A 17,380-nucleotide genomic window follows, 5' to 3' on the forward strand; every position below is an offset into this window, starting at 1 on the left:
TCATGAGGAAAGTAGTGGTGGACACCGACACCGGTGTGGACGACGCCCTCGCGCTGATGCTGCTCGCAGCCGACCCCGAGGTCGAGATCCTCGCGGTGCTGAGCGTCTTCGGCAACTGCCACGGCGACCGTGCGGCCGACAACGCGCGCTACGTGCTCGACACCTGCGGCCGTCAGGACGTGCCCGTGTACCGCGGGTCCGACGTGCCGCTGAAGCAGGAGCTGAAGCTCTCCTCCGGCGTGCACGGAGACGACGGCTTCGGCAACACCGGCCTCCGCCCCGAGACGAGCGTGCCGGCCGAGCCGAACGGCATCCCGATCCTGCTCGACCTCGTCGCGCAGCACGAGGGGGAGATCGACTACCTCGCGCTCGGGCCGCAGACGAACCTCGCGAAGGCGCTCCAGCAGGACCCGCGGCTCCTGCAGCGGCTCCGCAGCACGACGATCGTCGGCACGCTGGGCCCGGCGCTCTACCACGACACCGAGCCGTGGGCGGACCGGCGGTTCCGCGTCTCCCGCGACCCGAACGTCTCCTTCGACATCGATGCGGCCGAGATCGTCGCGAGCCACGAGGGGAACGTCACATGGTGCGGTCCGTACGTGACCCGGCAGGCGCTCGTGCCCGAGGACTTCTTCCTCGAGCTCGCCGCGGAGACGAAGTCGCCGCCGGCCGAGCTGATCACCGCGATCAGCCACGACTACGCGGGCTTCTACTCGCGCTCCTACGGCCGCCCGGACACCGCGCGGGTGATGGGGATCAACGACAGCCTCGCGGTCGCGACGCTGCTCCGTCCCGATCTCGTCGCCGGTGCTGTGCAGCGCCCGCTGCAGACCTTCGAGGACCAGGAGACGGGGGAGCGGTTCCTCGCCGGGGTGCACCCGGTGAAGGGCGAAACCCGTCCGATCCACCGGGTGATCTTCGACATGGACTTCGACGGCGTGCTGGAGCTCATCGGGGAGACGCTCCGCCGGCCGCTGCCGTGGCGCTGATCGCAGCGCCCTCGAACTGGTGCGGAAAACCCTCGCACAAATCCTATAGCGCTCGCTATACTATTTTGTACCGACAACCTCACCCCGCATCTGCGAAGGTGGCACCGAGCGAAGGAGCTCCCCCCGATGTCGAAACTCCAAGACCCCGCGCCGGCGTCCCGCGCCGAGGCCTCGCCCGTCCGGAAGCCAGGGCACGCCAAGCAGCTGTTCGCCCTGAGCGCCGGGCACGCGCTCGAGTGGTACGACTGGGCGATGTTCGGCCTCCTGTCCGTCTACATCGGACAGGCGTTCTTCCCGGGCGAGAACGCGGTCGCCGCGACCCTGAACTCGCTCGCCGTCTTCGCGGTCGGCTTCGTGGTCCGCCCCATCGGCGGCGTCGTGTTCGGCCTCGTCGCCGACCGGCTCGGTCGCAAGCCCGTCATGGTGGGGGCCGTGGCGGTCACGGCGGCCGCGAGCCTCGTCATCGGCGTGCTGCCGACGCACGAGACCCTCGGCATCTGGGCCGGCGTCATCGTGCTGTTCTGCCGCATCATGCAGGGCTTCTCCACCGGCATCGAGGGCTCGCTCGGCGCCGCCTACGGCGTCGAGCTCGTGCCCGACCGCCCGGGCTACGTCGCGGGCTTCATGGCGACCTTCAACAACCTCGGCAACATGCTCGCCCCGCTCACCGCCTTCGTCACGAGCTCGCTTATCGGGCCGGAGGGCATGGCCGACTACGGCTGGCGCGTGCCGTTCATCCTCGGCGGCCTCCTCGGCTTCATCGTCCTCTGGCTGCGCCGCACCCTGCCGGAGACGCTGCCCGCCGCCTCGAGCGTCGCCGACGGCAGCGCGGTCACCACGCGGAAGCAGACGAGCGAGGTCTGGAAGGGCGTGCGCAAGTACTGGCTCAGCATCCTCGCCGTCGTCTTCATCGTCGGCGCCATCCAGGCCTACAACTACACCTGGCTGTCGGGCCTGCCGTCGATCGCGACCGGCACCTACGGCGAGGACCCGACGGGCGTCTTCGCGGTGTCGACCTCGCTCGGCGTCATCCTCACCGTCGGCGCCTTCGTGCTCAGCCGCGTGCTCGACAAGTGGGACCTCTCCCGCTGGTTCGTGCTCGGCCGGCTGCTCGCGATCCCGACGATCTTCCTCGTGCTGCTCTACACGGGCAACGGCGTCGGCCCGCTCGCGGGCGTGCTCCTCGGCGGCTCGCTCGTGCTGCTGCTGAACCTCACGATCTTCAGCACCGTCGCGAACCTGATGATCCCGCAGCAGTTCCGCGGCACCGCGGTCGGCCTCGGCTACGGCATCGGCGTCGCGCTCTTCGGCGGCACCGCCTCCTACCTGTTCGTCTACCTGCAGAGCATCGGCCTCGGGAACGTCTTCCCGTTCTACGTCGCGACGCTCTGCGCGATCAGCGTGGGGCTCTACCTCGTGGCGAAGCGCAAGAACGGCGTCTTCAAGGGCAAGCAGGCCGACTAAGCATCCGCACCGGCCGCGCCGCCGGCCTTCCGTGAACCGCGGAGGGCCGGCGGCGCGTTCGTCTGCGCGGCGGGCGGGCGGGCGGGCGTCGCGCCGGGCGGGGCGTACTCAGTGCGCGAGTGCGCTCAGTGCGTTAGTGCGCCCGGTGCTGCGGCCCGTCGGCCGGCGTCGCCCGCTCGTCGGCGAGCGTGCGGCGCCGGGCCTCCTCGAGGTGGGCGCGCATGAGCCCGACGGCGCGGTCGCCGTTGCCGTCGCGGATGGCGTCGTAGATGCCGCGGTGCTCGGCGGCGGCCTCGAGCGCGTGCGTGCGCCCGGCGCGGCCGCTCAGGCGGAAGCGCTGCAGCTGGCTGCCGAGCGCGGCGAACGCGCGCTGGGTGAACGGGTTGCCCGTCTGCGCGCTGATCAGGCTGTGGAACGACTCGTCGGCGATCCAGCTGGCCCTCAGGGTCTCGGGGTCGGCGAGCGCGCCCGCGCGCTCCATCGTCTCGATGCTCGCGAGCAGCCCGGCCAGGAACTCGGGGGTGGCCTTCGCGGTCGCCTCCGCGGCGAAGCTCGGCTCGAAGAGGAGGCGGGCATCCATCAGCTGCCCGATCTCGGTGGGGGAGAGGAGCGGCGCGACCTCGTAGCCGCGGAGCGGATGCCGGAGCACGAAGCCGGTCGGCTCGAGCCGCGCGAGGGCCTCCCGGATCGGCGTGGCGGACAGCTCCATCTCGCGGGAGAGGGCGCCAACGTTCAGCCGGTCGCCCGGTTCCCGCTCGCCGCTGATCATCTGCAGGAGGAGCGCGTCGTACGCGCGGTCGGCGTACGGCACGCGCGTGGATCTCCGCCGCGACGGGGGGACGCGCTCTTCGCTCACTCGGGCTCCTCCGGGACTCGGCTGACGTGCCTGCTCGAACCTATCGCGTCGCCGGCCGATCGGCTCGGCCGCGCGCGGGCTCGGCGCACGGCGCTGGGCCCGCGCCGGATCGGCGCGGGCCCAGGACTGGAACGGGTGGACGGACTGGGCTCAGGCCGCCTTCGCCGCCTGGCCCGAGTGCCAGAGCTGCACGAACTCGCGGGTCATTTCGCCGCTCGCCGGCAGGTCCATGTCGGTGTTCGGCTTCGAGCCGTAGCCGAACACGGCGCCGTCGGCGACCTCCGCGTAGGTGGCGGCGTGCTTCGCGGTCATGCCCGAGCCGAGGATGATCGGGGCGTCGGGAATGGCGTCCTTGATCTGGTGCAGCCGGTCGAGGCTCGGCGGCATGCTCGTGTCGTCGCCGGCCAGGATGATGGCGTCGGCGCCGCCGCGGTGCAGCATGTCGGCCGCGATGACGGGCACCGGGCGCTCGACGAGGGGGCGCGCGTGCTTCGTCAGCAGGTCGGCGAGGGTGAGGATGTGCTCGCCGCCGATGTGCTTCTTGTAGCGCGCGACGAGGTGCGCCTCGCTGTTGATGATGCCCTGGTCGGTGACGGAGGCGTCGGTCAGGATGTTCAGCCGGATGAACTCGGCGTCCACCGCGGCGGCGATGCCGAGCGAGGCCTTCCACGAGTTTCGCAGGATGTTGATGCCGATCGGCAGCTCCGTGTTTCGGCGCACCTCGCGGGCCACGACGGCGGCGGCCGCGACGGTCTCGGGCTCCACGGTCACGGGGTAGAAGGGGTAGTCGTGGAAGTTCTCGACGAGGAGCGCGTCGACGCCGCCCTCGGTGAGGGTCTTCGCGTCGGTCACGGCGCGCTCGATGACGTCGTCGAGGTCGCCGGAGAAGGCGGGCGCGCCCGGCAGCGCGTACATGTGGACCATGCCGATGACGGGGGCCTTGCCGCCGAACACGCCGTTGAAGCGGTCGAGGTAGGGGTAGCTCATGCGAGTGCTCCTAGGGGATGGGACGCGAGCGTGCGGACGACCTCGGCCGGGCGACGCTGCGTCGACGGATTCTTCCGCCCGGTGCCGTCGGCGCCGGGGGTGCCGCGAGTGCGGCGCGAGTGGGAAATGCCTGTCGACCGGCCGTTCCAGTCCCGCTACTTCAAATAATATTGGATTTGAAGGCGAAGTCAAGCAGTGCGGCTAGGGTTGCGGCATGCGTGGGATCGGGGGCCGAGCGGGCCGGGGGATGGCGCCCGGCGCCGGAGGGATGCTCCTCGCCGTCGCGTTCGTGCTGGTGCTCGCCGGGTGCGCGGCGGGCGCCGGGGGCGACGACGCATCGTCGGGCACCGGGAGCGACGAGGCCTCGCCGGGCGCCGCGACAGTGGTGCCCGATGGCGTCGCGCTCCCGCCGCCGGGCGCGGCGCCGGACTACCAGCTCGGCGGGGCGTACGACCCGGCCGAAGGAGTGGGCATCGTCGCGCGCGACCGCTCCGCCCCGCCCGCGGAGGGCCGGTACTCGATCTGCTACGTCAACGGATTCCAGACCCAGCCCGGCGAGCTCGACGACTGGCCGGCCGAACTCCTGCTGCAGCAGGACGGCGCACCGGTCTTCGACCCGGACTGGCCCGACGAGGCGCTGCTCGACCACTCGACGCCCGAGCGGCGATCCGCCATCGCCGCGATCGTCGAACCCTGGATCGTCGGCTGCGCCGAGGCGGGCTACGACGCGGTCGAGTTCGACAACCTCGACAGCTACACGCGCTCCGGCGGTGCCCTGCGCCTCGACGACGCGGCCGAGCTCGCCCGGCTGCTCGTCTCCGCAGCCCACGACGCGGGCCTCGCCGCCGGGCAGAAGAACGCCGCGGAGGACGCCGCGCTCCTGCGCGAGCGTGCCGGCTTCGACTTCGCCGTCACCGAGGAGTGCGCCGCCTACGAGGAATGCGGCGCGTACGCGGCGGTCTACGGCGAGCACGTCATCGACATCGAGTACGTCGACGAGCTCCCGGAGCCGTTCGCCGAGCTCTGCGCCACCCCGGACGCGCCGCGCTCGATGGTGCTCCGCGACCGCCCGCTCGGCGTCCCCGGCGACGAGGGCTACGTCTTCGAGCTCTGCTGACGTCGGCGGCCCCATGCGAACGCCGGGGCGAAGCCGATCACCAGGCCGAGGGCGATGGCCGCCATTCCGAGCCAGGCACCGAGCGACGGCAGCGCGGCACCGAGTCCGGCGGCGATGAGCGCCGCGGTCGGGGCGGCCGTGCCGGCGCAGAGCCCGGCGGCGTCGGCGCCGAGCCGGCCGATGCCCGTGAACCAGAGCACGAACGCGAGGGCGGTCGCGATCGCGCCGAGGTAGAGGATCGCGGCGAGCGCGGTCGGGCTCGCGAGCGCAGCAGGGTCGGGGTGTTCGACGAGGGCCGAGAGGATGCCGAAGACGAGCGCGGCGATCGCGCACGTCGCCGCCGAGTAGCTCCACGCGCCCATCCGCGGCAGCGCCCGGGCGCCGAAGAGCGTGAGTCCCGCCTCGCCGGCGATGAGCGCGACGCCCATCAGCACACCGAGGGGATCGGCCCGCCCCCAGCCGGTCACGGCGATCGCCCCCGCGCTCACGACGACCGCGCCGACGATGAGTCTGGGGGAGGGGCGCCGCCCGGCGGCGAGCGGCGCGCCGAGCGCGAGCACGAGCGGGATGCAGCCGACCGCGGCGCCGAGGAACGCCGGCTCGGCGTGCGCAGTGCCGACGATCGTCGCGAGGTTGAACCCGACGAGGCCGGTCGCCGCCCCGCCGAGCACCCAGCCGAGGTCGCGGAGCCCGGGGAGCACGAGGCGGACGCCGAGGATCCGCGCGAACACGATGATCGTGACGACGGCGACGGCGTAGCGCGCGGACTGCAGCGCGAACACGGGGAGGCCGCGGGTCGCGTCGATGACGGCCACGCTGCTGCCGAGCAGCGCCATCGCGGCGAGCCCGGGCCAGAGCGCCCACCAGCGCCGCGAGCGGGTGCCGGCGGGAGCGGTGGGCGTCGACGGGATCGTGGTCATGCAGTGAGCCTGCCCTGCCAGGTGGCTGCATCGACAGGGGCCATCCGGGCGCAATAGATTGGGCCAATGCCGGGTGAGGGATTCTTGCTGCTGGATTCGACCGCGGTGCCGCGCGGCCGCCGCGCCGATTGGCTCGCGGCCGAGCTGCGCGCGGCGATCGCGCGCGGAGCGCTCCCCGCGGGAGCGCGGCTGCCGGCGAGCCGCGTGCTCGCCGGCGAGCTCGGCTTCGCCCGGAACACCGTCGCCGAGGCGTACCGGCGGCTCGCCGAGGAAGCCCTCGTGGTCGCGCACGTCGGCGTCGGCACCGTCGTGGCGCCGTCCGCTGCCGCATCATCGGGGGCGGCGCGCGACGCGGCGCCACCGGTGCGCTCGGCCCGGACTCCCGCTCCGACGCGCGCGACCGCATCCGCCGGCCCGCCCGGGCCGGCAGTCCGACCGGGAGCGGAGCCGATCGACCTCGCGGCCGGCCTCCCCGATCTCTCGGCGTTCCCGCGCGCGGCGTGGCTGCGCGCGGAGCGGGAGGTGCTCGACGGGGCATCCCGCCGCACCCTCGGCTACCAGGACCCGGCCGGCACGCCCGCGCTCCGCGAGGCGCTCGCCGCCTGGCTCGCGCGCTCGCGCGGGGTCGCGGCGGATCCCGGTGCGATCGTCATCACCTCCGGCGTCACCGGCGCGCTCGCCCTCCTCGCCGATGCCCTGCTCGAGGAGGGGCACCGCTCGGTCGCGCTCGAGGACCCGGGGGCCACCGGCAATCGCCGCATCCTCGGCTACTGGATGCCCCGGATCGAGCCGGTCCCCGTCGACGAGGACGGGCTCGTCGTCGACGAGCTCCGCCGCACGGACGCCGACGTCGTGCTGGTGACGCCGGCGCACCAGTACCCGAGCGGCGTCGTGCTCGCGCCCGAGCGGCGTCGCGAGCTCCTCGCCTGGGCGGCCGAACGGGAGCGCCGGCTCGTCATCGAGGACGACTACGACGCCGAGTACCGCTACGACCGGCGGCCGGTGCGCGCGCTCCAGCCGCTCGCCCCCGAGCGCGTGGCCTACACCTCCAGCCTGTCGAAGACGCTCGCGCCGGCGCTGCGCCTCGGCTGGCTGGTGCCGCCGTCACGGCTCCTCGGCCGCATCGTCGAGCGGCGCTGGGCGAGCGACCTCGGCTCGCCGGCCCTGCCGCAGCTCGCGTTCGCCCGGCTCCTCGACTCGGGGGCGCTCGAACGGCACCTGCGCGGGATGCGCGCGCGGCACCGGCAGCGCCGGGACGCCGCCGTCGCCGCGATACGGGCGCAGCTGCCGGGCGTCCGGGTGACCGGGGTCGCGGCCGGGCTCCACCTGCTGCTGGAGCTCCCGGCGGGAGCCGACGACGCCGCGGTGGCGGCCGCGGCGCGGGAGCGCGGGGTACTCGTGCAGCCGCTCGGCGCGCAGCGCCACCGTCCTGGCGGCCCCGGGCTCGTCGTGCACTACGCGGCGGAGCATCCGGCCCGCTTCGAGCGGGCGGTCGCCGTGCTCGCCGGGGTGCTCGGCGGCCGGTCCTGAGTGGTCCGCGGTTGGAGGGGATGACGAGTATGACACTTTGTGTCATACTGCGGGCACGCCGTCCCGCCCCGTCCGACCCGAACGGGCGCGGCGGAGCGGCACCCCGGAGCTCCGTTCCATCGAGGTGACGCATGACCCCACCGCTCGCCGGCCCCCAGAGCCTGCTGCGCGCGCTCAACGCCCGCGCCGTGCTCGAGGTGCTCGCCGAGCACGGGCCGAGCTCCCGCACCGAGCTGATGGAGCGCACCGGACTCTCGCGGACCGCCGTCACGCAGCTCGTGCGCGCGCTGCGCGCCTCCGGCGAGCTCGTGCCCGCCGGACACGACCGCGACACCCGCGGGCCCGCGGCCGAGCGCGTCGCGCTGAACCCCGGACTCGGGCTCGCACTCGCCGCCCACTGCGCGAGGGATCGGGTCGCGGTGGCGCTCGTGGACGCGAGCGGCACCGTCAGGCAGCGCGCCCACGCCGAGCTCGCCGGGCCCGAGGAGACCGCCCGGGCGCTCGCCCGCCTGCTCGCCGGACTCCGCGAGGCCGCCGGCCCCGAGATCCCGCTGCTCGCCGGGATCGTCGGCGTCCCCGGCATCGTCGCCCGCGACGGCACCGTCCGCACCGAGTCCGGCCCCGACGACGGCGCACTCCGGGACGCGCTCGCACGGCTCGTCTCGGCCCCGCTCCGGCTCGAGAACGACGTGAACCTCGCCGCCCTCACCGAGCTCGCCCGGGGCGCCGAGCCGGACGCGAGCTTCGCCCTGCTCTCCCTCGACCCGGGGCTCGGCGCCGCCATCGTCATCGGCGGCGCACTGCACCGCGGAGCCGGCGGCGGCGCGGGCGAGGTCGCCTACCTCCCGCAGCCGGGCGTGCCGCTCGGCGCGCCAGTGCTCGGAGGCGAGCAGCTCGCCGCGGTCTTCGCGGCGCACGGGATCGACCCCGGGACGGCCCCGCTCGCGGTCCTCGACGCCGCCGGACGCGGGGAGCCGGCGTCCCGCGCCGCCGTCGAGGAGCTCGCCGGGCGGCTCGCGCTCGTCGCGGCATCCCTCCGCCTCGTGCTCGACCCCGAGGCCATCGTGCTCGCCGACCTCGCCGCGCACCCGGCGTTCCTCGCCGCCGTCGACCGCGCCGCGACGGCCTTCGCCGACCGGCTCCCGATCCCGATCCGCGCGGCGTCGCCCGCGCCCACCGGCGCGGACGACGCCGAGGCGACCACCGCGGTCGCGCTCGACGACCCTACGCTCGCCGGGGCCGCGATCGAGGCCGCCGCCGAGCTCCGGTCCCGGCTCTTCCCGCACGTCCCCGCCGCAGCACCCGCCACGACCGCCGGCCCCCGTGCGGCGCGGCGGACCGACCCCCACCCGAAGGGCAGCCAGCAATGAGCGACCGCACCGACCCCGTCCCCGACCTCAGCACGCCGGACGCCTCCGGGCGGCTCCTCGACCGCCTCGGCCTGCCGCCGGGCACGCGCGCGCTCATCGTGAACGCCGACGATTTCGGCATGTGCCACCCCGCGAACGCGGCCATCGCGGAGCGGCTGGAGGACGGCGGCATCGATTCGGCGACCGTGATGGTGCCGTGCAGCTGGTCGCCGGAGGCGCTCGCCTTCGCCGCCGACCGACCCGGGCTCGACGTCGGCGTGCACCTCGTGCTCACGAGCGAGTGGCGCAGCTACCGCTGGCGACCGCTCACCGGCACCGCGACGAGCCTCGTCGACGCCGAGGGCTTCTTCCCCTCCGACGTCGCCACCGTCGAACGCACCGCGGACGAGGCCGACGTCGCCGCCGAGGTCGCGGCGCAGCTCGCGGCGGCGCTCGCGGCGGGCGTCGATGTGACGCACCTCGACAACCACATGGGCTCGGTCTACGGGCTCGAGACGGGGCGGAACTTCCTCGCCCCGGTGCTCGAGCTCGCCGCCCGGCACGGGCTGCCGTTCCGGCTGCCGCGGCATCCCGACGGCCTCGGCCTCGACGCGGCGCGGGCCCATGCGCTCGCCGCCGCGGTCGCCGCCGCGGATGCGCTCGGCGTGGTCGTCCCCGACCGGCTCTGGACCCACCCGTTCGAGCTGCGCGACGAGGGCACCGATCACGAGGAGCGCTACGAGGAGGTGCGCGACGGCTACCTGCGGCTGCTCCGGGCGCTGCCGCCGGGCGTCACCGAGCTCTACCTGCACCCGATGATCGACGGGGAGGAGCTCCGCGCGACCGTCGACTTCGCCGCGGCGAAGCGCGGCTACGAGCACCGGCTGCTCGGCGATCCGATGGTCGCCTCAGTCCTCGCCGAGGAGGGCGTCGTGCGGATCGGCTGGCGCGCGCTCCGGGCGATCCAGCGCGGCGAGCGGATGCCGGCATGAGCGCCGCAGGCGCCGGGCTCCTCGCCCGGCTCCGCGACCGGCGCATCGACGGCGCTCCGAGCCGGCGGCAGTCGATCGCGTTCGGCGTCTCCGCCTTCCCGACCCAGCTGATGGCGCAGACCTTCGCGGCCTTCGCCGTGTACTTCTACGTCGCCCACCTCGGCGTCCCCGCCGACTGGGTGGCCGGGGCGATGATCGCCCACGCCGTGCTGAACGCCGCGCTGAACCCCGTCGTCGGCGCGATCTCCGATCGCCGCCGCACGGCCTGGGGGCGACGGGTGCCCTGGATCGGGCTCGGCATCGTCCCGCTCGTCGTCGCGTTCGCGCTCATCTGGATGCCCCCGGCGCTGCCCTCCGGCTGGCTCGTCGTGTGGTTCCTCGTCGTGGTGGCCGTCTACGACGTCGCCTTCGTGGTCGTCGTGCTGAACGTCTCGGCGCTCTTCCCCGAGCTGTTCCGGACGACGGCGGAGCGCAGCCGCGGCAACGTGCCGCGCCAGCTCTTCGGCATCCTCGGCATGGTGCTCGGCACCGCCCTCGCACCGCTCCTCTACGGCACGATCGGCTGGCCGGGGATGGCGATCGCGATGGCGCTCGTCTGCCTCGGGCTGCTCGCCTGGTCGTTCGCGGGCGGCATGGTCGAGCGGCGCGGCGCGTCCGGCCGGCCGCAGGGCGAGGAGCAGGATGCCGCCACCGCACCGGTGCTCGACTGGCGCGGGCAGCTGCGGTACACCCTCGCGAACCGCGCCTTCGTGACGTACGTGCTCGGCTCGCTCGCCGTCCAGACCTCGATCGCGATCATCGTCGCGGGCATCCCGTTCTACGTCCGGTACTCCCTGCACGCCGAGGAGGCGGCGGGCTCGATCCTGCTCGGCGCCGTCTTCCTCGCGGCCATCCCCGCCCTCTTCGGCTGGAGCCGGCTGGCCCGCCGGACGAGCCCGCGCACCGCCCTGCTCTGGTCGGTCGCGGTGTTCGGCCTCGCGGCCGTCGGCTTCCAGTTCGCTCCCGGCATCCCCGCGGCCGCCGCCGTCGCGCTCCTCCTCGGGGTCGGGGTCGGCGGCCTGCTTCAGATCCTCGAGGTCGCGCTCGCCCAGGTGATCGACGACGACGCGAACCGCACCGGACTCCGCCGTGAGGGCGTGTACTTCGGCGTCAACGGCTTCGTCGTGCGCGGCTCCGTCGTCGTGCAGGCGGTCGTCGCGGCCGCGGTGCTCGGCGCGACCGGCTTCGACGCCGCCCTCGGCGACGCGCAGCCGGCGCCCGTCGACGGCGGCATCCGCCTCATGATCGCGGTCGTGCCGCTCGTGTTCGCCGTGATCGCCTGGCTCTGCTTCCGCGCCTTCCCGATCCGGCGGCGCGACGTCGAACCGCTCGCGCTCGCGCCCCTCGCCTGACGCCGGCCGCATCGGCGGGTGCCGGTCCGAGCGGGGCCGGCGCCCGCCCGGAGCGGCCCGTCCGTCGGCGGGCGCCGCTATCGTGTGATCGTGCCAGCAGAGATCCCCGAGCCGTTCGTCGTCGCCGATGCCGCCGCCTGGCGGGCGTGGCTCGACGCGAACGAGCACGAGTCCGACGGCGTGTGGCTGCTGCTCGCGAAGAAGGGCACGGTCGAGCCCACCTCGCTGAGCTACGCGCAGGCCCTCGACGAGGCGCTCTGCAGCGGCTGGATCGACGGGCAGAAGCGCAGCTACGACGAGGCCACCTTCCTGCAGCGCTTCACCCCCCGCCGTCGGGCGTCGCTCTGGTCGAAGCGCAACATCGGTCTCGTCGGCGAGCTCGTCGAAGCGGGTCGGATGCGTGCGCGGGGCGAGGCCGAGATCGCCCGGGCGAAGGCCGACGGCCGCTGGGACCGCGCCTACTCCGGTGCGAAGACCGCCGAGGTATCCCCGGAGCTCCAGGCGGCGCTCGACGCGGAGCCGGCCGCCGCAGAGCTGTTCGCCCGGCTGAACGCCACGAACCGGTACGCGGTGCTGCACCGCATCGCGACCGCGCCGAGCGAGACGAGCCGGCGCACCCGCCTCGAGAAGCTCGTCGGCATGCTCGCCCGCGGAGAGACGCCGTACCCGCAGTGACTGCGCCGCGGGCGACGGCTGGCCGGTCCGCGACATCGCGGCGGCGTGTGACGCGATCGAGTTGCACCCGCCCGGCAGTTTCGGCACGCTGAGTACCGTGCCGTCATCCCCGCGCTCCGCGCTCGATCTCCGTTCGCCGAAGCGCCTCGCGATCGTCGCCGTCGGCGCGGTCGTGCTGCTCGGACTCGCGCTGCTCCTCGCGCGCTGGCTGCGCACGCTCCCCGAGGTCGAGGCGTTCGTGGCGAGCTACCCGGGGCACAGCCCGCTGCCGGAGGGCGCGCCGGTCGGCATCCCGGCCTGGCTCGGCTGGCAGCACTTCTTCAACGCCTTCTTCCTGGTGCTGCTCGTGCGCACGGGCCTCCTCATCCGTTCGAAGGCGCGACCGCCCGCCTTCTGGACCCGCGACAACTCGCGCTGGCCGCGCACGAAGGGGGCACCGCGCCGACTCGGCATCTCGGTCTGGCTGCACCTCGTGGTCGACGCGCTCTGGGTGCTGAACGGCGTCGTCTACGTCGTGCTCCTGTTCGCGACGGGGCAGTGGCTGCGCATCGTGCCGACCAGCTGGGACGTCGTGCCCAACTCGATCTCCGTCGTGCTGCAGTACCTCTCCCTCGACTGGCCGGCGGAGAACTCCTGGGTCGCGTACAACGACGCGCAGGTGCTCTCCTACTTCGCGATCGTCTTCCTCGCGGCCCCGCTCGCGGTGCTGACCGGGCTCCGCCTCTCGCCGGTCTGGCCGATGCAGGGGCGGCTCGCGCGGGCCTTCCCGGAGCGGCTCGCGCGCGCCCTGCATTTCCCGGTGATGCTCTTCCTCCTGCTGTTCACCTTCGTGCACGTCGTGCTCGTGCTCGCGACCGGTGCGCTGCGCAACCTCAACCACATGTACGCCTCGCGCGACGCGAGCGACTGGGTCGGCTTCGCGATCTTCGCGGTCTCGGTGCTCGCGCTCATCGGCGCCTGGGTGCTCGCCCGCCCGCTCGTCCTCGCGGGGGTCGCTGGTCGCTTCGGCCAGGTGCGCCGGATGCCGCCGCCGCCGCCCGCGCCGAAGCCGGCGCCGCCGCGCGACTGAGCCCCGGCGGCGCGGCCGGCACCGCCGCGCGACCGAGCACGGCGCCGAAGACGGCGCCGCCGCGCGACTGCGCACGGCGGCGCGGCCGGTCAGGACGCCGCGTCGATCTCCGCGACGATCGCGGTGAAGCCGCGCTGCTCGGCCAGCCGGCGCGGGAGCACGCCGTCGCCGTCCGGGATGGCGGGATCGGCCCCGGCCGCGAGCAGGAGCCGCACGGTCTCGATGTGGTCTTCGCTGCCGGTGCCGAGCACGATCGCCTCGTGCAGGGCGGTCCAGCCGAGGCGGTTCACGTGGTTCACGGGCACGCCGGCCGCGAGCAGGATGCGGACGGTCTCGACGTGCGCGTGCTCGCTCGCGGGGATGAGCGCCGTGCCGTTGTAGCGGTTGGTGCTCGTCACGTCGGCGCCGTGCTCGAGGGTCAGCCGCAGGATGTCGCTCAGCCCCTCGGCGCCCGCGTAGAGGTACGCGGAGTCCTCGATGGCGTCCTTCGCGTCGGGGTCGGCGCCGGCCTCGAGCAGCACCTGGACGAGGTCGGCGCGCTCGGCGCGCGTCGCGGTGACGACGACGGGGCGCCCGTCGGCGTCGCGGGCGTTCGGGTCGGCGCCCTGCTCGAGGGCGTGCCGGACCTCCGCGAGGCCACCGGTCGCGATGGCGGCGACGAGCAGGGCGGTCGCCTCGGCGGGCGGGATCGTGGGCGTGACGGGCATCGGGGTGGCCTCCTCGGTCGGTGGTGCGCTGACGGTGGGCGGGGGAGTCGTGGCGGTGGGGCCCGCGGATGCGCAGCCCGCGAGGGCGACGGCGGCGGCGAGCGCGAGACCGACCGCCGTGCCGCGGGCCGCAGCGGTGGGCGCGGCGCCGGGACGCCGCTCGCGCCGGGTCATCCGTCGGCTCCGCCCGACGCGTCGGTGAGCCGCAAGCCGTCGGCGACGACCCGGCCGCGGTGGAGGACCGTCCGGTCGCGACCGCGGTCCATCACGGCGCTCGTCGGCGTCTCGCCGTCGACGAGGACGAGCTCGGCCGGGTCGCCGACGCGCACGCCTGGGCGGTCGCCGATCCCCGCGAGGCGCGGCGCGGAGGCGTCGAGGACGGCCGCGCCGCCCGCGGTGGCGATCGCGAGGCAGTGCTCGATGTGCTCGTCGCGGCGGAAGCCGTTCGTGAAGGCGAGCTGCCAGGTGCGGTCGAGCAGGTCGCAGTTGCCGTACGGGCTCCAGTAGTCGCGCTGGCCGTCCTCGCCGAGGCCCACGCGCACGCCCGCCTCGGACAGGGCGAGCAGCGGCAGCTGGTTCCGCGCGGAGGGGGCGACGGTCGCCATCGCGACGTCGAGTTCCGCGAACTCCTCGATGAGCCGCCGGGTCACCGCCTCGGACACGCCGCCGAGCTCGTAGGCGTGCGAGAGCGTGACCTTGCCCTGCATGCCGAGGGCGCGGGTGCGCTCGAGCACCAGCTCGGTGCTGAAGACGCCGAGCTCACCGGGCTCGTGCAGGTGGATGTCGACCTCGACCTGGTACTTCTCCGCCAGTCCGAACACGAGGTCGAGGTGCCTCGCCGGGTCGCGGTCGAGCTGGCTCGGGTCGATGCCGCCGACGACGTCGGCACCGGCGCGCAGCGCCTCCTCGAGGAGTTCGACCGAGCCTGGCTCGCGGAGGAGCCCGGCCTGGGGGAAGGCGATGATCCGCACCTCGGCCGCGTCGCGGTAGCGTTCCGCCGCCGCCTGCACGGCCTCGAACCGTTCGAGCCGGCAGTCGATGTCGACCTGCGCGTAGCTGCGCACCCGGGTGGTGCCGTGGGCGATCATGCGCTCGAGGGTGCCGGCGACGCGCTCGGGGAGCGGCACCTCGGCGTCGCGCCAGTTGCGGCGGTCGTTCAGCATCATCTCCCACACGCCGGGCCCGCCGCTGTGCGGCCGGAACGGCAGGCCGATCCGCGTCGAGTCGAGGTGCACGTGCACATCGCTGAAGGCCGGCAGCAGGAGCCGTCCGCGGCCCGCGACGTCGTCGGGCGCCGGTGGCCGGGCAGGATCGTGCGGTGCGATCGCCGCGATGCGGCCGCTCTCGATCTCGACGTCGGCGGTGGGGCCGCCCCACGGGCGGACCTCGGTGAGCATCATGGAGCTGACCTCCTGGGGTGGGCGGGATGGGGGAGTGGACGGCCCGCGACGAGGCCGAAGCCGAGCTGCGCGGCCGCGACGGCGACGAGCCCGGCGAGGATCGGGGTCCACGGCACGCCGGCCGACGACAGGATGCCGAGTGCGAGCGGACCGAGGGCGGCGACGGCGTAGCCGACGCCCTGCGCGACCGCGGAGAACGCGGAGGTGCGCGCCGTGCTCGGGGCCCGGGCGACGATGAGCCCGACGGCGAGCCCGAACGCGGCGCTCTGCGCGATGCCGAGGACGGCGACGAAGAGCGGTGCGAGCGCGATCGGGGCGAACGCGAGCCCGGCGAGGCCGAGCGCGGAGCAGGCGGAGACGACGGCGATCACGCCGGTCTGGGTGCGGAAGCCGGCGGCGATCGTCGGGGCGAGGAGTGCGGCGGGGATTCCGGCGATGCTCATCCAGGCGAGGAGGAGCCCCGCCTGCGCCGGGGCGAGTCCGCGGTCGACGGCGAGGGTCGGCAGCCACGCGGTGAGCGCGAAGTAGATCAGCGCCTGGCTCGCGAAGAAGCCGGTCACCGACCACATCCGCGGGGCGCGGAGGATCGAGCCCTCGTGCTCGACGACGGCAGCCGGCGCCGGCACGGACTCGGCCGCCCGGACCAGCCGGGCCATGACGGCGCACGCGAGCACGGCGGCGGCGACGATCGGCAGGGCCCAGACGCCGAGCGCCAGCGGGACCCGGCCCCCGAGCGCGCCGAGCACCGGGACGGCGAGCGAGGCGCCGAGGGCGGCGCTCGCGCCGAAGGCCGCCGTGTAGACGCCCGACCACACCCCGTGCCGCCGCCCGAGGTGGGTGCGCACGAGCTGCGGGGTCAGGATGCCGAGGAGCGAGATCGCCGCACCGACGACGACGGTGCCGACGAAGAGCGGCACCGCTCCGAGGGGGCGCAGCAGCATCGCCAGCGCGAGGGCGCAGAGCAGGAGCGCTGCCGCCCGGTCCGCTCCGAGCCGGCGCGCGAGCGGGGGCGCGAGCGGGGCCGCGAGGCCGAAGAGCAGAACGGGGGTGGTGCTGAGCCAGGCGGCGCCGCTCGGTCCGAGATGGAACGTGCGCTCGAGCTCGGGCAGGAGCGCGGACACGCTCGTGATCGGCGAGCGGACCGAGAGGCCGATGCCGACGACGAGGGCGCCGGCCGCGAGCGGAGCGCCGAGACCGGCGCGCCGCTCAGCCATCGAGCGACTGCTCGCTCTGGTCGAGGACGCCGACGGCGGCGGCGCTCGCGGCATCCGCGTCGCCTCGTTCGATGGCGTGGAAGAGGGCCTCGTGCAGGTCCGCGGTGTTCGGGTCGGAGTTGTTCGAGAGGCAGGAGTTCTGCGCGACGGAGTGGCGGAGCGAGGCGTCGAAGCTCGCGTAGAGCCCGACGAGGAGCCGGTTGTGGGAGGCCCCGGCGACTCCCAGGTGGAAGGCGACGTCGTGATCGGCGAACGCCTCGGCGTCCTGCGCGCGGATCGCCGCCCGGCGGCCGGCGAGCGCCTCGCGCAGGCTCGCGAGGTCGGAGTCGTCGCGGTTCGTCGCCGCCTCGCGGGAGGCGAGCACGTCGAGGGCGCGCCGGACGGTGAGCACCTCGCGAGCATCGGCCACGTCGATGGTGCGCCGGAGCGCGACCTCGGTCGGGTCGTCGGCGACGACATAGGTGCCGTCGCCCTGGCGGGTCTCGAGCAGGCCGAGCTGCACGATCGAGCGCACGGCCTCACGCACGGAGGGCCGGCTCACGCCGAGCTGTTCGGTCAGCTCGGCCTCGGTCGGGATGCGCGAGCCGACCGGCCAGGAGCCGGAGGTGATCTCGGTGTGCAGGCGGTCGACGACCGTGTCGACGAGCGAGCGGCGCTGGATGGGTTCCACGATTCCATTCTCTTTCTTCGCGAATGTATGGTTATCATACATCTGACAAA

General features: G+C 74.5%; 16 protein-coding genes. 9 read left to right on the top strand and 7 right to left on the bottom strand.

What is annotated here, in order from left to right:
• Nucleotides 1-2 precede the first annotated feature (2 nt).
• Both ROT00_RS01280 and ROT00_RS01285 read left to right on the top strand, forming a co-directional pair.
• Entirely contained in the window at nucleotides 3-989 is a 987-nt protein-coding gene (locus ROT00_RS01280; RefSeq protein ID WP_404771734.1) for a nucleoside hydrolase, read from the top strand.
• Between the two features lie 126 nt (nucleotides 990-1,115).
• The gene (locus ROT00_RS01285; RefSeq protein WP_404771736.1) at nucleotides 1,116-2,453 is read left to right on the top strand and encodes an MFS transporter; all 1,338 of its coding nucleotides are present in this window, start codon (nucleotides 1,116-1,118) and stop codon (nucleotides 2,451-2,453) included.
• 133 nt (nucleotides 2,454-2,586) lie between these two features.
• Here the strand turns inward: ROT00_RS01285 and ROT00_RS01290 are convergent, their stop codons facing one another.
• Together ROT00_RS01290 and ROT00_RS01295 are read right to left on the bottom strand one after the other, a co-directional pair.
• Complete coding sequence (locus ROT00_RS01290; protein ID WP_404771738.1) at nucleotides 2,587-3,264, bottom strand: GntR family transcriptional regulator; 678 nt, start codon at nucleotides 3,262-3,264, stop codon at nucleotides 2,587-2,589.
• A gap of 195 nt (nucleotides 3,265-3,459) precedes the next feature.
• Nucleotides 3,460-4,296, bottom strand: a complete 837-nt coding sequence (locus ROT00_RS01295; protein ID WP_404771739.1) for a BtpA family protein — start codon at nucleotides 4,294-4,296, stop codon at nucleotides 3,460-3,462.
• Between the two features lie 214 nt (nucleotides 4,297-4,510).
• Between ROT00_RS01295 and ROT00_RS01300 the strand changes: the two genes are divergently transcribed.
• Entirely contained in the window at nucleotides 4,511-5,413 is a 903-nt protein-coding gene (locus ROT00_RS01300; protein WP_404771741.1) for an endo alpha-1,4 polygalactosaminidase, read from the top strand.
• Here the strand turns inward: ROT00_RS01300 and ROT00_RS01305 are convergent.
• A complete protein-coding gene (locus ROT00_RS01305; RefSeq protein WP_404771743.1) occupies nucleotides 5,392-6,333 on the bottom strand; it encodes a DMT family transporter in 942 nt (313 codons plus the stop codon). The genes ROT00_RS01300 and ROT00_RS01305 overlap by 22 nt on opposite strands.
• 66 nt (nucleotides 6,334-6,399) lie before the next feature.
• On the opposite strand from ROT00_RS01305, the gene pdxR reads away from it, so the two are divergent.
• From pdxR to ROT00_RS01335, 6 genes are all read left to right on the top strand, one after another.
• Nucleotides 6,400-7,863, top strand: coding sequence for a MocR-like pyridoxine biosynthesis transcription factor PdxR (pdxR, locus tag ROT00_RS01310; RefSeq protein ID WP_404771745.1), 1,464 nt, complete (start codon nucleotides 6,400-6,402; stop codon nucleotides 7,861-7,863).
• A 131-nt stretch (nucleotides 7,864-7,994) separates the two neighbouring features.
• Entirely contained in the window at nucleotides 7,995-9,233 is a 1,239-nt protein-coding gene (locus tag ROT00_RS01315; RefSeq protein ID WP_404771747.1) for an ROK family transcriptional regulator, read from the top strand.
• A complete protein-coding gene (locus ROT00_RS01320) occupies nucleotides 9,230-10,204 on the top strand; it encodes a polysaccharide deacetylase family protein (RefSeq protein ID WP_404771748.1) in 975 nt (324 codons plus the stop codon). Before ROT00_RS01315 ends, ROT00_RS01320 begins: the two co-directional genes overlap by 4 nt.
• Nucleotides 10,201-11,595 (top strand): MFS transporter, encoded by a 1,395-nt coding sequence (locus ROT00_RS01325; RefSeq protein WP_404771750.1) that lies wholly within the window; start codon nucleotides 10,201-10,203, stop codon nucleotides 11,593-11,595. The genes ROT00_RS01320 and ROT00_RS01325 overlap by 4 nt, the downstream gene beginning before the upstream one ends.
• 90 nt (nucleotides 11,596-11,685) lie before the next feature.
• Entirely contained in the window at nucleotides 11,686-12,270 is a 585-nt protein-coding gene (locus ROT00_RS01330) for a YdeI/OmpD-associated family protein (protein ID WP_404771752.1), read from the top strand.
• Between the two features lie 88 nt (nucleotides 12,271-12,358).
• Nucleotides 12,359-13,339: a cytochrome b/b6 domain-containing protein gene (locus tag ROT00_RS01335; protein ID WP_404772139.1), complete on the top strand. Its 981-nt coding sequence runs from the start codon at nucleotides 12,359-12,361 to the stop codon at nucleotides 13,337-13,339.
• Nucleotides 13,340-13,428: 89 nt separating this feature from the next.
• Here ROT00_RS01335 and ROT00_RS01340 read toward each other — a convergent pair whose 3' ends face one another.
• The 4 genes from ROT00_RS01340 to ROT00_RS01355 are packed head-to-tail and all read right to left on the bottom strand — an operon-like array spanning nucleotide 13,429 to nucleotide 17,330.
• The gene (locus ROT00_RS01340; RefSeq protein WP_404771754.1) at nucleotides 13,429-14,220 is read right to left on the bottom strand and encodes an ankyrin repeat domain-containing protein; all 792 of its coding nucleotides are present in this window, start codon (nucleotides 14,218-14,220) and stop codon (nucleotides 13,429-13,431) included.
• Nucleotides 14,217-15,446 carry an amidohydrolase gene (locus tag ROT00_RS01345; protein WP_404771756.1) on the bottom strand — a complete coding sequence of 410 codons (1,230 nt, stop codon included), beginning with the start codon at nucleotides 15,444-15,446 and terminating at the stop codon, nucleotides 14,217-14,219. The genes ROT00_RS01340 and ROT00_RS01345 overlap by 4 nt, the downstream gene beginning before the upstream one ends.
• The gene (locus ROT00_RS01350) at nucleotides 15,443-16,660 is read right to left on the bottom strand and encodes an MFS transporter (RefSeq protein ID WP_404771757.1); all 1,218 of its coding nucleotides are present in this window, start codon (nucleotides 16,658-16,660) and stop codon (nucleotides 15,443-15,445) included. The genes ROT00_RS01345 and ROT00_RS01350 overlap by 4 nt, the downstream gene beginning before the upstream one ends.
• A complete protein-coding gene (locus ROT00_RS01355) occupies nucleotides 16,653-17,330 on the bottom strand; it encodes a FadR/GntR family transcriptional regulator (protein ID WP_404771759.1) in 678 nt (225 codons plus the stop codon). The genes ROT00_RS01350 and ROT00_RS01355 overlap by 8 nt, the downstream gene beginning before the upstream one ends.
• Nucleotides 17,331-17,380 lie beyond the last annotated feature (50 nt).

The sequence above is a fragment of the Agromyces mediolanus genome (assembly GCF_044917495.1).
Classification (GTDB): domain Bacteria; phylum Actinomycetota; class Actinomycetes; order Actinomycetales; family Microbacteriaceae; genus Agromyces; species Agromyces mediolanus_B.